The 16,682-nt window shown below is 62.9% G+C and carries 17 protein-coding genes; 10 read left to right on the plus strand and 7 right to left on the minus strand.

Going from position 1 to position 16,682, the window contains the following annotated elements:
* Positions 1–52 precede the first annotated feature (52 nt).
* The 9 genes from fabD (at position 53) to gmk (ending at position 7,099) form a co-directional block, all read left to right on the plus strand.
* Entirely contained in the window at positions 53–1,018 is a 966-nt protein-coding gene (fabD, locus tag NKH70_RS05950; RefSeq protein ID WP_352911489.1) for an ACP S-malonyltransferase, read from the plus strand.
* A gap of 65 nt (positions 1,019–1,083) precedes the next feature.
* Positions 1,084–1,305, plus strand: coding sequence for a type II toxin-antitoxin system RelB family antitoxin (relB, locus tag NKH70_RS05955; RefSeq protein WP_352467166.1), 222 nt, complete (start codon positions 1,084–1,086; stop codon positions 1,303–1,305).
* Complete coding sequence (locus NKH70_RS05960) at positions 1,289–1,555, plus strand: type II toxin-antitoxin system RelE family toxin (RefSeq protein ID WP_352911486.1); 267 nt, start codon at positions 1,289–1,291, stop codon at positions 1,553–1,555. The genes relB and NKH70_RS05960 overlap by 17 nt, the downstream gene beginning before the upstream one ends.
* Before the next feature lie 54 nt (positions 1,556–1,609).
* On the plus strand, positions 1,610–2,347 hold the full coding sequence (gene fabG, locus NKH70_RS05965) for a 3-oxoacyl-[acyl-carrier-protein] reductase (RefSeq protein ID WP_292663869.1): 738 nt from the start codon (positions 1,610–1,612) through the stop codon (positions 2,345–2,347).
* 187 nt (positions 2,348–2,534) lie between these two features.
* Positions 2,535–2,771 carry an acyl carrier protein gene (locus NKH70_RS05970; protein ID WP_006203723.1) on the plus strand — a complete coding sequence of 79 codons (237 nt, stop codon included), beginning with the start codon at positions 2,535–2,537 and terminating at the stop codon, positions 2,769–2,771.
* 34 nt (positions 2,772–2,805) lie between these two features.
* Positions 2,806–4,068 carry a beta-ketoacyl-ACP synthase II gene (gene fabF, locus NKH70_RS05975; protein ID WP_352911483.1) on the plus strand — a complete coding sequence of 421 codons (1,263 nt, stop codon included), beginning with the start codon at positions 2,806–2,808 and terminating at the stop codon, positions 4,066–4,068.
* 93 nt (positions 4,069–4,161) lie between these two features.
* Positions 4,162–5,382, plus strand: coding sequence for an endolytic transglycosylase MltG (gene mltG, locus NKH70_RS05980; RefSeq protein WP_352911481.1), 1,221 nt, complete (start codon positions 4,162–4,164; stop codon positions 5,380–5,382).
* Between the two features lie 136 nt (positions 5,383–5,518).
* Positions 5,519–6,409 (plus strand): YicC/YloC family endoribonuclease, encoded by an 891-nt coding sequence (locus NKH70_RS05985; protein ID WP_352911478.1) that lies wholly within the window; start codon positions 5,519–5,521, stop codon positions 6,407–6,409.
* 33 nt (positions 6,410–6,442) lie between these two features.
* On the plus strand, positions 6,443–7,099 hold the full coding sequence (gene gmk / locus NKH70_RS05990) for a guanylate kinase (RefSeq protein ID WP_023677701.1): 657 nt from the start codon (positions 6,443–6,445) through the stop codon (positions 7,097–7,099).
* On the opposite strand, the gene NKH70_RS05995 is transcribed toward gmk, so the two are convergent.
* The 7 genes from NKH70_RS05995 to lptF form a co-directional block, all read right to left on the minus strand.
* Complete coding sequence (locus NKH70_RS05995; protein WP_352467161.1) at positions 7,100–7,393, minus strand: DUF1330 domain-containing protein; 294 nt, start codon at positions 7,391–7,393, stop codon at positions 7,100–7,102.
* A 75-nt stretch (positions 7,394–7,468) separates the two neighbouring features.
* On the minus strand, positions 7,469–8,308 hold the full coding sequence (gene rsmA / locus NKH70_RS06000; protein WP_352911474.1) for a 16S rRNA (adenine(1518)-N(6)/adenine(1519)-N(6))-dimethyltransferase RsmA: 840 nt from the start codon (positions 8,306–8,308) through the stop codon (positions 7,469–7,471).
* Between the two features lie 55 nt (positions 8,309–8,363).
* The gene (gene pdxA, locus NKH70_RS06005; RefSeq protein ID WP_352911472.1) at positions 8,364–9,383 is read right to left on the minus strand and encodes a 4-hydroxythreonine-4-phosphate dehydrogenase PdxA; all 1,020 of its coding nucleotides are present in this window, start codon (positions 9,381–9,383) and stop codon (positions 8,364–8,366) included.
* A gap of 12 nt (positions 9,384–9,395) precedes the next feature.
* Entirely contained in the window at positions 9,396–10,322 is a 927-nt protein-coding gene (locus tag NKH70_RS06010) for a peptidylprolyl isomerase (protein ID WP_352911469.1), read from the minus strand.
* A 117-nt stretch (positions 10,323–10,439) separates the two neighbouring features.
* The gene (locus tag NKH70_RS06015) at positions 10,440–12,857 is read right to left on the minus strand and encodes an LPS-assembly protein LptD (protein WP_352911467.1); all 2,418 of its coding nucleotides are present in this window, start codon (positions 12,855–12,857) and stop codon (positions 10,440–10,442) included.
* Complete coding sequence (gene lptG, locus NKH70_RS06020; protein ID WP_352911633.1) at positions 12,857–13,942, minus strand: LPS export ABC transporter permease LptG; 1,086 nt, start codon at positions 13,940–13,942, stop codon at positions 12,857–12,859. Before lptG ends, NKH70_RS06015 begins: the two co-directional genes overlap by 1 nt.
* A complete protein-coding gene (gene lptF, locus NKH70_RS06025) occupies positions 13,939–15,141 on the minus strand; it encodes an LPS export ABC transporter permease LptF (RefSeq protein ID WP_292664502.1) in 1,203 nt (400 codons plus the stop codon). Before lptF ends, lptG begins: the two co-directional genes overlap by 4 nt.
* 354 nt (positions 15,142–15,495) lie before the next feature.
* On the opposite strand from lptF, the gene NKH70_RS06030 reads away from it, so the two are divergent.
* On the plus strand, positions 15,496–16,662 hold the full coding sequence (locus NKH70_RS06030) for a flavin-containing monooxygenase (RefSeq protein ID WP_352911464.1): 1,167 nt from the start codon (positions 15,496–15,498) through the stop codon (positions 16,660–16,662).
* The last annotated feature ends 20 nt before the right edge of the window (positions 16,663–16,682 follow it).

The raw sequence follows: 16,682 nt of genomic DNA on the forward strand, positions 1-16,682 counted from the left end.
GGCCGCACGCCTTGCGTCACAGGCAACGAGAACCAGCAGCTGGGAGCCGACGATGGCCATCGCATTCACCTTTCCGGGGCAGGGCAGCCAAGCTGTCGGCATGGGCAAGGACCTCGCCGAAACCTTTGTGGAATCGCGGCAGATCTTCGAGGAAGTCGACGACGCGCTCGGCGAAAAACTATCGCAGCTGATCTGGGAAGGGCCGGAAGAGATGCTGACGCTGACCGCCAATGCCCAGCCGGCGCTAATGGCGGTGTCGCTTGCCGCAATCCGGGCGCTGGAGGCGCGCGGCTTCTCCCTGAAAGGCAAGGTCACCTATGTGGCCGGCCACTCGCTCGGCGAATATTCGGCACTTGCGGCCGCCGGTTTCGTTTCGGTCGCGGACGCTGCCCGGCTGTTGCGCATCCGCGGCAACGCCATGCAGGCGGCGGTACCGGCAGGCGAGGGCGCCATGGCGGCGATCATCGGGCTGGAACAAGCCGACGTCGAGGCCGCTTGCGCAGAGGCCGCCCAAGGCGCGGCTAAAGATCCCGCACAAGCCTTGGTTTGCCAGATCGCCAATGACAATGGCGGCGGCCAGCTGGTGATCTCCGGCGCCCGGCCGGCGGTCGAACTGGCGGCGAAGCTATGCACGGAGAAGGGCGCCAAGCGGGCGCTGATGCTGCAGGTCTCGGCGCCCTTCCATTCGGCGCTGATGAAGCCGGCGGCCGAGATCATGCGGGAGGCGCTGGCCGCCGTGACGAAGATTGCGCCGGTCGTGCCGCTGGTCTCGAATGTTACGGTGACCCCGACGAGCGATCCCGACGAGATTGCCCGCCGCCTCGTGGAACAGGTGGTCGGGCGCGTGCGCTGGCGCGAAACGGTGGAGTGGTTCGGCGCGAATGGCGTTGCGACGCTCTACGAAGTGGGCGCCGGCAAGGTGCTGTCGGGGCTGGCCCGCCGCATCAACCGCGACATTGCCACCAGCAGCATCGGATCGGCGGCGGAGGTCGAGACGGCACTTGCCGCCTTGGGGTGACCACGTAGCTTGAATTCATCGGTGCTTGCCGCTAGATGAATACATGTATCGCAACGAGGTGCGGCATGCCCACATCGATCCGCCTTTCTCCTGAAGTCGAGCAGCGCCTGGATTTTCTCGCCGCCAAGACTGGTCGCAGCAAGGCCTACTATCTGCGCGAGCTCATTGAACGTGGTCTGGAGGACTTGGAAGATTACTACTTGGCTGCCGAAGTCGTTGAGCGGATCAGGCGTGGTGAAGAAGACGTCATGAGAGCCGAGGACTTCTGGCGTGGCCTGGACGCTTGAATACGCCCGCTCGGCGCGAAAATTTGTCGAAGAATTGGATCCGCAGACACGTCACCGTATCCGTGATTTTATCGAAAACCGCATTGCCGTTCTCGACAACCCGCGTGAACTCGGCAAACCGCTGAAGGGTCCGCTCGCAACCTTTTGGAGATATCGCGTCGGAGATTATCGCATCATTTGCGATGTGCAGGATAACCGGCTCGTCATTCTGGTGGTAACCATAGGCCACCGCGGCGACGTTTTAAGATAGCCGAACTCGCCAGCCCCTATGATTGGCCAGTATGATTTGGGAAGAGGATAAAACATGTTCGAATTGACCGGCCGCAAGGCGCTCGTCACTGGCGCATCGGGAGGCATCGGCGAGGCGATCGCCCGCGTGCTGCATGCCCAGGGCGCCATCGTCGGCCTGCACGGCACACGTATCGAGAAACTGGAGGCGCTGGCCGCCGAACTGGGCGACCGGGTAAAGCTTTTCCCGGCCAATCTTTCCAATCGCGACGACGTCAAGGCGCTCGGCCAGAAGGCGGAGGCCGATCTCGAAGGCGTAGATATCCTCGTCAACAATGCCGGCATCACCAAGGACGGGTTGTTCGTACGCATGGCTGACGCCGACTGGGATAGCGTGCTCGAGGTCAACTTGACCGCCGTGTTCCGGCTGACCCGCGAGCTTACCCATCCGATGATGCGGCGCCGCCATGGCCGCATCATCAACATCACCTCAGTGGTCGGCGTCACCGGCAATCCCGGCCAGACCAATTATTGCGCCTCCAAAGCCGGTATGATCGGCTTTTCCAAATCGCTGGCGCAGGAGATCGCCACCCGCAATATCACCGTCAACTGCGTCGCCCCGGGCTTCATCGAATCGGCGATGACCGCCAAGCTCAACGACAAGCAGAAAGAGGCGATCATGGCGGCGATCCCGACCCGGCGCATGGGCACGGGCGCCGAAGTCGCCTCTGCCGTCGCTTACCTAGCTTCCAACGAGGCAGCCTACGTCACCGGCCAGACCATTCATGTCAATGGCGGCATGGCAATGATCTAACACTTGGGAAAACGCTTCATTCCGTCTTGGATGCACGGGATTTTTCGTGTAATGCCGCCCGCAACCCGGCGGTTCGGGCAAAAACCGGTCCTGTTCCGTTGCGTTTCCGGCAGGACCATCTTTCAGCTTGATTAGCGGCATTCTGCCCGCTAACGAAGACAGACAACCAAAAGACGAGGATGCCCAAATGAGTGACACCGCAGAGCGCGTCAAGAAGATCGTCATCGAGCACCTTGGCGTCGATGCCGACAAGGTGACGGAGCAGGCGAGCTTCATCGATGATCTGGGCGCGGACAGCCTCGACACGGTCGAACTTGTCATGGCGTTCGAAGAAGAATTCGGTGTCGAGATCCCGGACGATGCGGCCGAGACCATCCTGACTGTTGGCGATGCGGTGAAATACATCGACAAGGCCTCCGCCTGACGCTATTTGCAGTCATTACCGGGGAGGACCTGCGATGAGGCGTGTCGTCGTCACGGGCCTTGGGCTGCTTTCGCCGTTCGGCATGGGCTTCGAGCACAGCTGGAAGGAGCTTCTGACCGGCCGCAGCGCAGCCAAGCGCATCACCGAATTTGAGGTGGAAGACCTTGCCTGCAAGGTCGCCCACGTCATTCCGCGCGGTGACGGCTCCAATGCCACTTTCAATCCTGAAGCCGTTCTCGAGCCGAAGGAATTGCGCAAGATCGGCGACTTCATCCTGTACGGGATCGCGGCCGCCGACGAGGCACTCAAGGATTCCGGCTGGCAGCCGAAGACGCATGAGGAACAGTGCGCCACCGGCGTGCTGATCGGTTCGGGCATCGGCGGCATCGAAGGCATCGCCGAGAATGCAATGATCCTCAAGGAACGCGGTCCGCGCCGCATCAGCCCGTTCTTCATCCCCGGCCAGATCATCAACCTCGTCTCCGGTCAGGTCTCGATCCGGCATGGGTTGAAAGGCCCCAACCATGCCGTCGTCACCGCCTGCTCGACCGGTGCGCACGCCATCGGCGATGCCGCCCGGCTGATCATCTGGGGCGATGCCGACGTTATGGTCGCCGGCGGCGCCGAAGCGCCGGTGACGAGGCTTTCGATCGCCGGATTCGCCGCTTGCCGCGCGCTCTCCACCGAGCGCAACGACGCGCCGCAAACGGCCTCACGCCCCTACGATCGCGATCGCGACGGCTTCGTCATGGGCGAGGGCGCCGGTGTTGTCGTGCTCGAGGAGCTCGAACACGCCAAGGCCCGCGGCGCCAAGATCTATGCCGAGGTCACCGGCTACGGTCTGACCGGTGACGCCTATCACATCACCGCGCCTGCCGAAGACGGCGACGGCGCTTTCCGTTGCATGACCGCGGCGCTGAACCGGGCGAAGCTGACGCCGGCCGATGTCGACTACATCAACGCGCACGGCACCTCGACCATGGCCGATACGATCGAACTCGGCGCCGTCGAGCGGCTGGTCGGCAACGCCGCCTCGAAGATATCGATGTCGTCGACCAAATCGTCGATTGGCCACCTGCTGGGCGCGGCGGGTGCTGCCGAGGCGATCTTTTCGGTCCTCGCCATTCGCGACAACATCGCGCCGCCGACCATCAATCTCGACAATCCGGAGCGCGAAACGGCGATTGACCTGGTGCCGCACAAACCGCGGGCCCGGCAGATCGAGGTGGCGCTGTCCAACTCCTTCGGCTTCGGTGGCACCAACGCCTCGCTCGTCTTCCAGCGCTACAATGGCTGACCGCTCCGCCGGTTTCCGTCTGCCGTCAATTTTGCCATATTCGCCCCTACTCTGCCCGAGGGGATTCGTCGCAAGATCAAATGGTAGGGCGCTATGAACACAAATCCGGCCGATAACGGCGAATTCGGGCAGCGGCCAGCAACGCCCGGCCCGATCGTGCCGAAGACGGCCAGCGAGGCGTTGCGGCCCGAGGCCGGCACGCCGCCGCCGAAGCGCTCGCGTGCCTCGCGCAGCCAGTTCGTCGTGTTCATGAACTTCGTCATCTCTTCGGTGATGCTGATGGTTCTGGCGGCAGGCGTTGCGCTGTATTTCGGCAAGCAGGAGTTCAACGAGCCCGGCCCGTCGGCCAATGGCGACACGTTCCTGGTCAAGCCGAATAGCGGCGTCCAGGAGATCGCCGACCAGCTTGAGCGGCGAGGGCTGATCAGCGACGCCCGCATCTTCCGCCTTGGCGTGCGCGCCTTTGGCAATGATTCCGCCCTGAAGGCCGGCGAATACGAGATCAAGCCGCAGGCGTCGATGCACGATATCATGGAACTGTTGAAGAGCGGCAAGTCGGTGATGTATTCGCTGACTATCCCCGAGGGACTGACGGTCGAGCAGGCGCTGCAACGGATCGCCGAGCAGGACGCGCTGACCGGCGATATGCCGTCGACCACTCCACCCGAGGGCAGCCTCGCCACCGACACGCTGCGCTTCACCCGCGGCGCAACACGCCAGCAGATGGTCGACAAGCTTCTGGCCGACCAGAAGAAGCTGGTCGACGAAGTCTGGCAGCGCCGAGCGCCGGATCTGCCGATCGCCAACGTTGAGGATTTTATCACCCTGGCCTCGATCGTCGAGAAGGAGACCGGCAAGGGCGATGAACGCTCGCGCGTAGCCGCCGTCTTCCTCAACCGGCTGGCCAAGGGTATGCGGCTGCAGTCGGACCCGACCATCATCTACGGCCTGTTCGGCGGCAAGGGCAAACCCATCGACCGCCCGATCTATCAGTCGGACATCCAGAAGCCGACGCCCTACAACACCTATCTGATCAACGGCCTGCCGCCGACGCCGATCGCCAATCCCGGTCGTGCGGCGCTGGAGGCAGTCGCCAATCCGTCGAAGACCAGCGATCTTTACTTCGTTGCCGACGGCAGTGGCGGCCACGTCTTTGCCTCGACCCTCGATGAGCATAACGAGAATGTCGCTCGCTACCGGGCACTGCTGAAAAAGCAGGCGCAGGACGCCGCCAAGGCCGGGGCAACCAATACCGGAGCCGACACGCCGGCGGGAGCCATCGTTGACGATGCGGGCGCCACCGCCGCCCAGTAGGGCCGGACGCCATCAGGTTCGCCCTGTGCATGTCCGGGTGGATGTGCAAGGGCAGCTATGACATTGAAATTCACATGATCCTGTCCGGAGAAATCGTTCCGGCTTGAGAGCATTCGGCAAAGGGACGCACGGCTACATGAACTTGCAGAGCATGACCGGTTTTGCGCGCAGTGTCGCCGAACACGACGGCACTTCGATTGCCTGGGAAGCCAAGTCCGTCAACGGCAAGAGCGTCGAGGTCAGGCTGCGGCTGCCGCAAGGTTTCGACCGGCTGGAGCCGGCCGTCCGGCAGACGGTGCAAAAGCGTTTTGCGCGCGGCAATTTCCAGATGACGCTGACCATTGGCCGCGCCGCCGGCGCTCAAGCGCAACCCGTGGTCAACGAGGCTTTCCTGAAGGATCTGGCGGGGTTGGCCAAGCGACTGCAGGAGCAGTTCGGAGTAGCACCTGCGGCGGCCGACGGGCTGCTTGCGCTGCGCGGCGTCCTCGACATTCCCGAAACCATCGAAACCGAAGAGGCGCGCAGTGTGCTCGATACCGCGATACTGTCGGCGCTGGAAGCAGCACTGAACGGGCTGCAGCAGGCGCGCCAGGGCGAAGGTGCCGCACTTAGTTCCCTGCTGTCCGGCCATATCGACGCCATCGAGGCGCTGACGCTGCGGGCCGAGGCCGATCCATCACGCGAGCCGGCCACGATCCGCGAAAGGCTCGCCGAGCAGATCCGCCTGTTGATGGACGCGTCCGCCAACCTGGACGCCAGCCGGCTGCATATGGAAGCGGCGTTCCTGGCCACCAAGGCCGACATACGCGAGGAGATCGACCGGCTGAAGACGCACGTGGCGTCGGGCCGGGCGCTGCTCGCCGGCGGTGGCGCCATCGGCCGCAAGCTCGATTTCCTAGCACAGGAATTCAACCGCGAATCGAATACGCTGTGTTCCAAGTCGAATGCCGCTGCGGTCACCGCCATCGGGCTGGAGCTGAAGGCGGTCGTCGACCAGTTTCGCGAACAGGTCCAGAATCTGGAATGATCCCGATGCCAAGCCACATGACTGCCAAGCCCCATGACCGCTAGGGATGTGGGTTCCCGCATTCGGCGCCGCGGGCTGATGCTGGTCTTGTCGTCGCCGTCAGGCGCCGGCAAGTCGACGATTGCGCGCAATCTGCTGGAGAGCGATTCCAGCCTGGAATTGTCGGTCTCGGTCACCACGCGGCCACGCCGCGGCAGCGAGATCGAGGGCGTCCATTACCACTTCCGCACCATGCGCGAGTTCGAGCGGCTGCGCGATTCCGATGCGCTGCTCGAATGGGCGGAGGTGCACGGCAATTGCTACGCGACGCCGCGCGAGCCGGCTGAACAGGCGCTGGCCGAAGGCCGCGACATGCTGTTCGACATCGACTGGCAAGGCGCTCAGCAGCTCAAGGAGAAGATGCGCGCCGACATCGTCTCGATATTCATCCTGCCGCCATCGATGAAGGAATTGAAGGCGCGGCTGAAGCGTCGCGCCGAGGATCAGGAAGCGGTGATCGAGACGCGGCTCAAGAACGCCCGCAACGAGATCGAGCACTGGAAGGAATATGATTTCGTCATAGTCAACGACGATCTCGACCGCGCTTTCGCCGAGGTGCGGGGCATCGTCACGGCCGAACGGCTCAGACGCGATCGCCGGCCAGGCCTGTTCGATTTCGTCTCGGGGCTGCTCGACGAAAAGACGGATTGATCAAGGCGCTGTCCCCGCGACCAGGATCAGATTGCGACTGAGTGCGGCGTCGCGCAGTTCCAATGCCGCGGCATATTCGGCGGAGCGATACCAACGCCGCGCCGTGTCCATGTCGGGGAATTCGACGATGATCAGCGGCCCGGGAGACCAGTCGCCTTCCAACATTTCCACCTCGCCGCCGCGTACCAGATAGCGCCCGCCATGCTGGGCGATGGAGGCAGCCGCGCGGGCGCGATAGGCTTCGATAGCCTCTGCGTCACGGATCGCGACGTCGGAAATGACATAGGCGGCCACTGTTTGTCTCCGGGCAAGGTTTGTCAGGCTATCTATGCCATGAGAGCGGAAATTCCACGCGGACGCTTCCCTGCATCACACCGCGTTGGTCAGGCGAACGAATTCCTCGACGCTGAGCGTCTCCGCACGCCTGGTCGGATCGATGCCGGCGCGGGTGAGCAGTGCCTCGCCGCCGAGGCTTTTCACGCTCTGCCGCAGCATTTTCCGGCGCTGGCCGAATGCCGCTTCGGTGACGCGGCTGAGCCGTTTCACCTCTGCCGGCAAGGGGTTGGGGCGCGGCACCAGATGCACCACCGAGGACGTCACCTTGGGTGGCGGCGTGAACGCCTGCGGCGGCACGTCGAACGCAATCCTCGCCTCCGTCCGCCAGCCGGCCAGCACGCCGAGCCGACCATAGGCCTCGCTGCCGGGGCTGGCTGCAATGCGTTCGGCGACCTCGCGCTGGAACATCAGCGTCATCGATGTGTAGAAAGGCGGCCACTCGGTCACGGTCAGCCAGCGAACCAGCAATTCGGTACCGATATTGTAAGGCAGGTTGGCGACGATTTTCGCCGACCCGCCGCTTCCCGGCACTCCTTTGGCAAGCGCTGCAAAATCAGTTTTCAGCGCATCGCCGGCTACGATCTCGAGCCGACCCGGATAGTGGTTCGCGATCTCGGCCAAGGCCGCCAGGCAGCGCTCGTCGCGCTCGATCGCGACGACCCGCCGGGCGCCATTGAGGAGCAGGGCCCGGGTCAGCCCGCCCGGACCGGGACCGACCTCGATAACCGTAACATCGGACAGGTCGCCGGCGATCCGTGCAATCTTGCTTGTCAGGTTAAGGTCGAGCAGAAAATTCTGGCCGAGTGCCTTTTTCGCCTGCAGCCCATAGCGCTCGATCACCTCGCGCAGTGGCGGCAGGCCGTCTATGCTCATCGGGCTGGGCTCATCGGGTTAATGCCATGGAATTGGGCTCATTGGGCTCAGGGGCCTACGGCCTTTTCCCGGTATCGGCAAGCAGGCGAGCGAGTTTCAGCGCCGCAATCAGGCTGTCGGCACGGGCGATGCCCTTGCCGGCGATGTCGAAGGCGGTGCCGTGGTCGGGCGAGGTGCGGACGAAGGGCAGGCCGAGCGTGACGTTGACCGCCTCGTCAAACGCCAGCGCCTTGGCCGGGATCAGCGCCTGGTCGTGATACATGCAGAGCGCCACGTCGTAGCCGGCGCGGGCGCGGGCGTGAAACAGCGTGTCGGCCGGCAATGGCCCGAAGGCGTCGATCCCTTCCTGCCTCAGCCGGTCGATCGCCGGGCGCACGATCCGCTCGTCTTCGGTGCCCATCGCGCCGCCTTCGCCGGCATGCGGGTTGAGGCCGGCAACGGCGAGCCGCGGCTTGGCAATTCCGAAGCGGTTTGCAAGGTCGGCGGCGGTGATGCGCCCGGTGGCGACGATCAGGTCGGTCGTCAGCGCCTTCGGCACCTCGGCCAGTGCGATGTGGATGGTGACCGGCACGGTGCGCAGGTCCGGGCCGGCAAGCAGCATCACCGGCGTCAATTCGGTGCCGGTGTGAAGCGATGCCAGATGCGCCAGGTATTCGGTGTGGCCGGGAAAGCGAAAGCCGACATCGTAGAGCGGCTTCTTGGCAATGGGGCAGGTGACGACCGCGGCAGCGCGGCCAGCCAGGCAGTCGGCAACGGCGCGGTCGATCGCCTCGATGATGCCGGCGGCGTTGGCTGGATCCGGGCGGCCGGGACTGTCGACGAAACGGGCAGCAAGCGCCACCACCGGCAGCGCGCGCGAAAACACCCCCGGCGCTAGCGCCGGCGTCGTCTCGGCAATCGCGATATCGGTGCCGAGCCTGTGCGCCCGCGCGGCAATCAGTGCCGGATCGGCAAGGAGATAAAAAGACGGAACGCCAGCGCTATCGCGGGCCTGCCAAGCAGCGATGGCGATGTCCGGCCCCACGCCGGACGGATCGCCGACGCTCAACGCCAGCGGAAGCTCTACGTCAGGCACGGCGCTTCGACTTCAGCGCTCGATTATGCGGGCTTTCTTCCGCAACTCCTCGACATATTTCTTCGAGAGTTCGTCGGCGTTCTTGTCGTTCGAACCTTCACTCTGGAACACCATCTGCGCGGCTTTGTCGTCTGACACTTCGCGCGACGAGCAGATGCCGATGAATTCGACACCGCGGTCGGTTTCGCGCGTCGTGGTGGCGCCGCCGACCTTTGTAGCCTTTATCTGCTCGGCCCAGTCCGCCGGCAATTGCGGCGCCAGCACCCGGCCGAGATCGCGAACCGTGACATCGATCAGGCCCTTGGCGAATTCGCGCGTGGTGTTGCAGCCGTTGAAGCGGGCGCGCATGGCGTCGGCTTCGCGTTTGCGCTTGGCCAGCGTCGCGCTTCGCTCGGCGGCCGGCACCACGAAGATGACCTGTTGCAGCATGTACTCTGTGGCGCTCGGTTTGCTGCCGCCTTTTTCGAGCATGCGCTTGACGAGGTCCTGCTCGCTCATGGCGCCGCCGCCGTCGCTAGAACGGTGACGCGCGGTCAGCGCCTGGTTCCAGGCCATCTGCGCCCGGATAAACTCCTTGAAATGCTCCTTGGTGACGCCGGATTGCGCCATGGCGCCGTCAAGCTGCTTGAGCGGCATCTTGTTGCTGGTGGCGAAACGCTGATAAGCGGCATCGACCTGCGCGTCGCTGATGCGGATGCCGAGCCGCCGGGCTTCGGCCAGACGCAGCGTCTGGTCGATCATTTCCTGGCCGGCATCGCCCTTTCTGTGCTGCAGGCGCAGGAAAGCGGCCCGATGCTGGATGTCGCCGGTGGTGATCGGTATATTGTTGACGACGTATTTGATCTCGGTGGCGAAAACTGGCCGCGTCACTGCGGTGATCGAGAACGCCACCAGCAGCGCGAACCCTGCCGAAAAGAGGTATTTCCTCATCGAAAGCATCCCAATTCCATCCCGATTCGGCCCAACCTATCCCAGTTCAAGCCGCTGAAATTCGTGCCTGCTCTATGCGGCGAAACAATGTCGTCCGCCAGCCGCCCCGTTGCCGACCGCTGCCCGTTATTGAATGGTGTCGATGGAGCGTTGCGACGAGCCGAAATCGCCGAGCGTGCGGAACGACAGGTTGAAGCCGACGTTCTGCGATACTTCCTTGGTGTTCAGGTCACGTCTTTCCGAAAACGTCATCAAATAGGTAAAGCACGAATCACTATAGGCAAAGCCGACCCCGTCCTTGACCAGAACGCTCTGCTCCAGATCGTACGTGCCGGTGCCAAAGACGCGCCAATTCTCGGCAAGATGTGTCGAGGCGCCGAGCGTAACTTCATGGCGATCGGTCGAGAACCCATAGAGCGGCTGCGCCTGGATGAAGGCGTATTTGGCGCTCAGCGATACCGGCAGGCCTGAAAAGGCGGCCTTTACCTCAGCGCGGCGGATTTCGAAGCTTTGCTCGTCGAAACGGCCACTGACCGAGCCGGAAAACCCGCTGGGGCTGTTGAAGCCGACAAGGCCGACATAGTCGGAGGTTGCAGTTTCAAGACCCGAATAGGCGCCGACATTGACCAGGTCCGGCGTGCCGAACGAGTTCTGGCCGCCGAGCTGGTAGGATTGGCCGAACACCGCATTAGTGCCCCAGCCATTGTCGTATGCGCCGGAATAGCGCAGCCCGACATTGGCGCGTGTGCCGCCTTCCATGCGGTCATAGCCCGAGAATTTGTCGCGCTCGAACAGCGTCGTGGCGTCGAAGACGAAGCTCTGGGCGTCCTCGTTGGGGACCGCCAGCCCGCCGACATATTGCTCGTTCGGACGCATGAATACTTGCGCCATCGGTTCGAAGACATGGCTGGAACTGGTCATCGAGAACAGTACCGGCCAGCGCATCTCAAGGCCGGCGGTCGCCATGTAGCGGGCAAGCGATGAACGCATATCGTCCTCGACGCCGAGATTGGTCGCCATCTGGTTGATGGCGTCGAGCGAGGCCGAGGAGGCGTTGACGTAGCCGGCGTCGCCGCGCAGCGCCAGGAGCGGTGTCAGCAGCAGCCCGCCATCGGTGGTGAAGGTGCGCTTCCATTCGGCTTCCGCGGTAAGGCGGCCGGATTGACCGTCGATGCCGCGGACGTTGTTGACGGACGAAGGGATGCCCGAATTTGCAAGAGCCGTATCGAGCCTGTCGCGGTCAATGACCCGCGCGTTGACGTCGAACGACAGCTGCCCGCCGGCCACCGGCATGTCGGGGATATAGGCGTAGTCGAGCGAGGGCAGCACCCAGGGCTGCTTGGCGGCGCGTGCGGTCGGATCGCTGGCGAGCGTGTCTTCCTGAACGTCGAAGTGCATGGCGCGCACATCGAAGTAATTGCGATCGTTGAGCCCCGTCAGGTACACCTCGGAGCGGTGCACGCTATCGTTGAAGCCATCGATGTCGTAGGTGCGCGCGAAATTCTTGTCGCTCTGCAGCAGGATGTCCCAGCCGAAGTCCCAGCGCGGGTTGATGGCGAACTGGCCCTGGGTGCCCATCATGCCGCGGAATCTGTTCGGGTCGCCTTCGGTACCCGAATTCACGTTGTGGCCATTGTCGTCGATGAAGGCGTCGGGATTCTCCTGCCGGATGCCCGCAATCTTCAGGCTGTACTGACCGTTGTTGAAGCGCTGCCTCCACTCGGCCTCACCGAGGAAACCTTGCTTGGTATAGCCGCTGCCGGTGACAGTGAGATCGTAGGTCGGCGAGAGCGCGAAATAATAGGGAACTTTAACACCGACGCCGAGATCGCTCTTGTAGGCGACGCCGGGGATCAGGAAGCCGCTCTTGCGCTTGACCGTTGGGTCGGCGATCTCGAAAGCCGGCAGATAGGCCAGCGGAAAGCCGAAGAACTCGAAATTCGAGTTCTCGAAGCGAACCGTCTTCTTCTCGCCGTTCCAGATGATCTTCCTGGCCTTGATACGCCAGGTCGGCGCTTTGTCGGGCTTGTCCTCGCACGGCTCGCAGGCGGTGTAGACGCCATTGTGGAACGTCGTCAGCACGCCGCCCATGCGCTCCGCGCTTTCGGCGGCGAAATACGCCTTGTCTATGGTCTCGACACGCAGCGCGTTGACGAAGCCGTCGGCAAAATCGTCGGTGATGTCGGCATGCTGCGAATAGATTTTGGTTCCGTCGCTATTGACGAGCTCGACATTGCCGCTGGCGACGAGGCGTTTGGTGTTGCGGTTGTATTCGACCCGCTGGGCGACCAGACGGTTGCCGCCATAGTCGATCTGGACGCCGCCGACGGCCGTCACGGTCTGCTTGTCGTTGTCGTAGACCAGCGTATCGGCTGCCAGCAGCATCTGCGTGCCGCTCGGAACCTTCGTTGCCAGGTCACTGATGTCCTGGGCAAAAGCCGGAGCAACCGGGGCGACGCTGGCAAGCAGGCATGCCAAGGCGCTCGCCGCAGAGAGGCGTGCCAAACCGGCGTGCCTATGGCTGCGCAAAACCGCCTCCCTCACTAGCCGTCTTCCTTGTATAGCAGGAATGTCACCCCGAAGAACATAGCCACGACAACCGGGACCCAAGCCGCTACGGCAGTGGGTACGAATCCCGCTACGCCGAATGCCTTGACCAGCACCGAAACGACATAAAGCAGAAAGCCGGCCGCGATGCCACCCAGAATCATCGTTGCCGACTGCCCCATCCTCGCAAATCGCATTGATACCGTTGCCGCAATCAGCGTCATCGCGACAAGCAGGAAAGGCAGCGCAATCAGGGAATTGAATTGCATGGCGAAGGCATTTGCCTTGAGGCCGAAGGAGCGGGCCACCTCGATCTTGCCGGGCAGATCGTAGAAGGGAATGGTCTCAGGGCGCGCCAACCGCTCTTGCACGAATTCCGGCTTGAGATTGGTCGGCAGCCGATCGCTGGATAACGACTGGATGGTGCCGTCCCGGAACACCTTCACGTCCTGCAATTCCCAGTAGCCGTCCCGCAAAAAGGCGCGCGCCGCATCCTTGCGCTCGATGATGTCGCCTTGCGGGCTGAAACTGAAGAAGACCGCGTCGGCCATCTCGAGGCCTTGGTTGAGAATGGCGCGCGCGCCGATGATGGTGTCGCCGGCGTTGGTTTTCTGCCTGATCCAGGGCGCGGCATCGGCCGAGACGCTGTTCGACTTGCCCGAACGGAGCTGGGTCTCGATCTCCTCGGACCAGGAATAGGCGTGCGCGGCTACCGGATTGATGACGCCGACCGACAAGGCTCCAAACAGCAGCGCCCCGATGCAGCATGGCAGCAGGAACTGCCATGCAGAGACGCCGGCGGAACGGGCGATGACCAATTCATATTTGCGGTTGAGCGACACCAACGTCGCCATCGCCGAGAACAAGCCGACGAACGGCACCGTCTGCAGCATGATCATCGGCATCCTGAGCCCCGAAATGGCGAACGCAGTTGCGTAGGTGAAGCCCGGCACGCCGGTCGTGCGGCCGGAAAGCTCGGTGAAATCGATCAGGAACACCAGCGCCAAGAGGCCGATGAAGAACCAGATGGTGATCGTCACATAGCGAAAGAAGAAGTACCGACCCAGAGTCCAGCCCATCAGCCGGCCCCCTGTCCGGATGCGCCACGCCTGGCAAAACGGAGCTTGATGGCGCTCCAGCCGTCACTGAAGCGGCCGGCAAGATTGGTTATCCAATCGGCCCAGGCAACCGGCAATTCCATGGTCCGGTTGGACACGATGAACCAGATGGCGATCGCCGATGCCACGATCGGGACGCCGTAGACCATATAGGCATATTGCGGCACCTTGTCGGCCTTGCCGGCGGCAAAGAACCCGAGCCAGCGCACGAACAGCGCAATCGCGATTGCCGTGATCAGCGGGTGCACACGCGCCTCGCGATGCGAGCGCGCATCTCCGGCGACCGCAAGCGCGATCAGCGCGAAGACGAGCGAATAGGACCACTCGGAAAAACGCTGGTTGAGCTCGGCCAGGTACCTGTTCGGCTTTTGCTGGTACAGCTTGTCGTTCGGACTGGGATTGAGCAGATACTGGGTCGTCCGGTCCTTCGGCAAAAGCAGGATGTCAGATGAGGCCGACATGAAAGCGGACAGGTCGAAGGCATAGGAGGTGAACCGGATCACCGAGAGGTCGCCGGTCATGGTTTTGCGATGGATGACGCCGTCATTCATCATCAGCACCTTCTCGTCGCCGCGTTCGATGATGCTGCCGGTCTTGGCGTAATAGACGAGATTGACGCCTTCTTCGCGCGAATCGGCGACGAAGATGCCGCCGAGGCGATTGTCGGGAAGCCGTTCGCCAACCTGCAGGAACAGGCCGTCATCGATCTTGCGGAAGGTGCCTTCCTGGATGATCAACGACAACAGATCGGCACGCGACGACGCAATCAACTCGCGGTTCTTCTGGCGTGCGTAAGGGTCGACGCCATTGTCGACGGCGAACGAAAAAACGCTGGCTGCGAGCGCCAGAAGCATGATCGGCCTGACGATGGTCCAGCGTGAAGCGCCGGCGGCATTGATGACGGCGAGCTCCGAATCCGAATTCATCACACTGAGTATCTGAGCGACCGCGACCACCAGGGCGAACGGCACGACGATCGGAACAATCGTCGGGATGATCAACGCTGCGACTTCGAAGAAGGTGAGGGCCGACTGACCGCTATCGGTGACGAGGTCGATGCGGGCGAGCACCTGAGTCGTCCAGACGATCGCCAGCGTCCAGACGAGCGCCAGCGCGAATACCGCGAAAGCACGGCGCATGATGTAACGTTCAACGACCTTCATGAAGGCTTTTCTCGGCGATTTCGAACGGCATCATGCCTTGGAACAAGGTAGTCGTCCGGCGCCGGCTGCACAACTGGCTCAGTTTGGCGGTTCGATCTGGGTTCTGTCCCGTATCGCAAATTCCGCTGGGCCGGAGTGTCGGCGGCAATGGATAAGAAAGGGCGAACATTGTTGGTTAACAACAGGTTGCGGCGGGAAGCGGGGCCGTGCCGCGACGAATCGTAGATGGTTCGATATCGCATATGGGAGCGATTTCGGCCAAAGTCTTGTCAAATGCGGCAAAACGACCAAATGTCGCGCCGGTCGCGACCGCCGCGGCGTGATAAGACGGGTCAGGATCTGTTGAGCCCCAGCATGGAAGCGGAAAAATTGCGCAGTCAAACCGGTCGGGAAACCGTCTTTGACGGCGCGATCGTGGTCGGCGCCGGCGCGGCCGGCCTTGCCGCCGCCCACGCCTTGGTGAAGGCCGGCGTACCGACGCTCGTCCTGGAAAAGGAGAGCCGGCTTGCCGAACCCTGGCATCGGCGGCACCAGCGGCTGCACCTCAATACACATCGCGATCTCTCGACGCTGCCCGGCGTCGGCTATCCCGCAGGCACCCCGGCTTTTCCGCACAAATCGGCCGTCATTCGCCATCTGAACGATTTCAGCCAGGCGCATGGTCTGCCGATCGCATTCGGCGCTGCCGTTGAAGAGATCACGTTCGATGGCGATCACTGGACCGTGCGGACGAACGCCGGACGTCGTCTGGCGCGCCATGTCGTCGTCGCCACCGGGCGCGACCGGCAGCCGTTTATTCCCGCGTGGAAAGGCATGAACGATTTTGCCGGCCGAATTATCCATTCGGCCGATTTTGGCAAGGCGAAGGACTATGCCGGCAAAAAGGTGCTGGTGGTCGGTGCCGGCAATTCGGGGTTCGACGCACTCAATCATCTTGCGAATGCAGACGCCCAAAGCATCTGGCTGTCGGCCCGCAACGGCCCGTCGCTGCTGCCGAAACGCATCGGCAAGATCGCCGTCCACAGGCTTTCGCCTGTCATGGCGCGTTTGCCGATGCGGATTGCCGATGCGGTGATGACGACAACCCAGCGCCTGGTTTTCGGCGACCTGACGAAATTTGGGCTTCCGCCGGCTCCCATAGGCGGTGCGAGCCGTCTGAGCGCCGACTACACCGCGATCGCAGCCGATGACGGCGCGGTTCGCGCCATCAAGGCAGGCACGATCGTGGTGGTGCCACCATTGCGGGAATTTACCCAAGACGGCATCATACTGAATGACGGCAGGTTGATCACGCCCGACATCGTCATTGCAGCGACCGGCTATCGCACCGGTCTGGAGCAGATGGTCGGCAAGCTCGGCGTTCTCGACGGCAAGGGCGTTCCGCTTTTCAACGGCGGCGATGCCGATCCGAAATTGCCCGGCCTGTGGTTTGCCGGCATGCGGCCGAGCATTCGCGGTTGTTTCGCCAATGCCCGCATTCAGGCCAGGGCGATAGCGGCGCGGATTGTCAAGCAGCGATGATGAGCAGGACTGTGCCGACT

The organism is Mesorhizobium sp. M0991 (assembly GCF_040318915.1).
GTDB lineage: Bacteria > Pseudomonadota > Alphaproteobacteria > Rhizobiales > Rhizobiaceae > Mesorhizobium.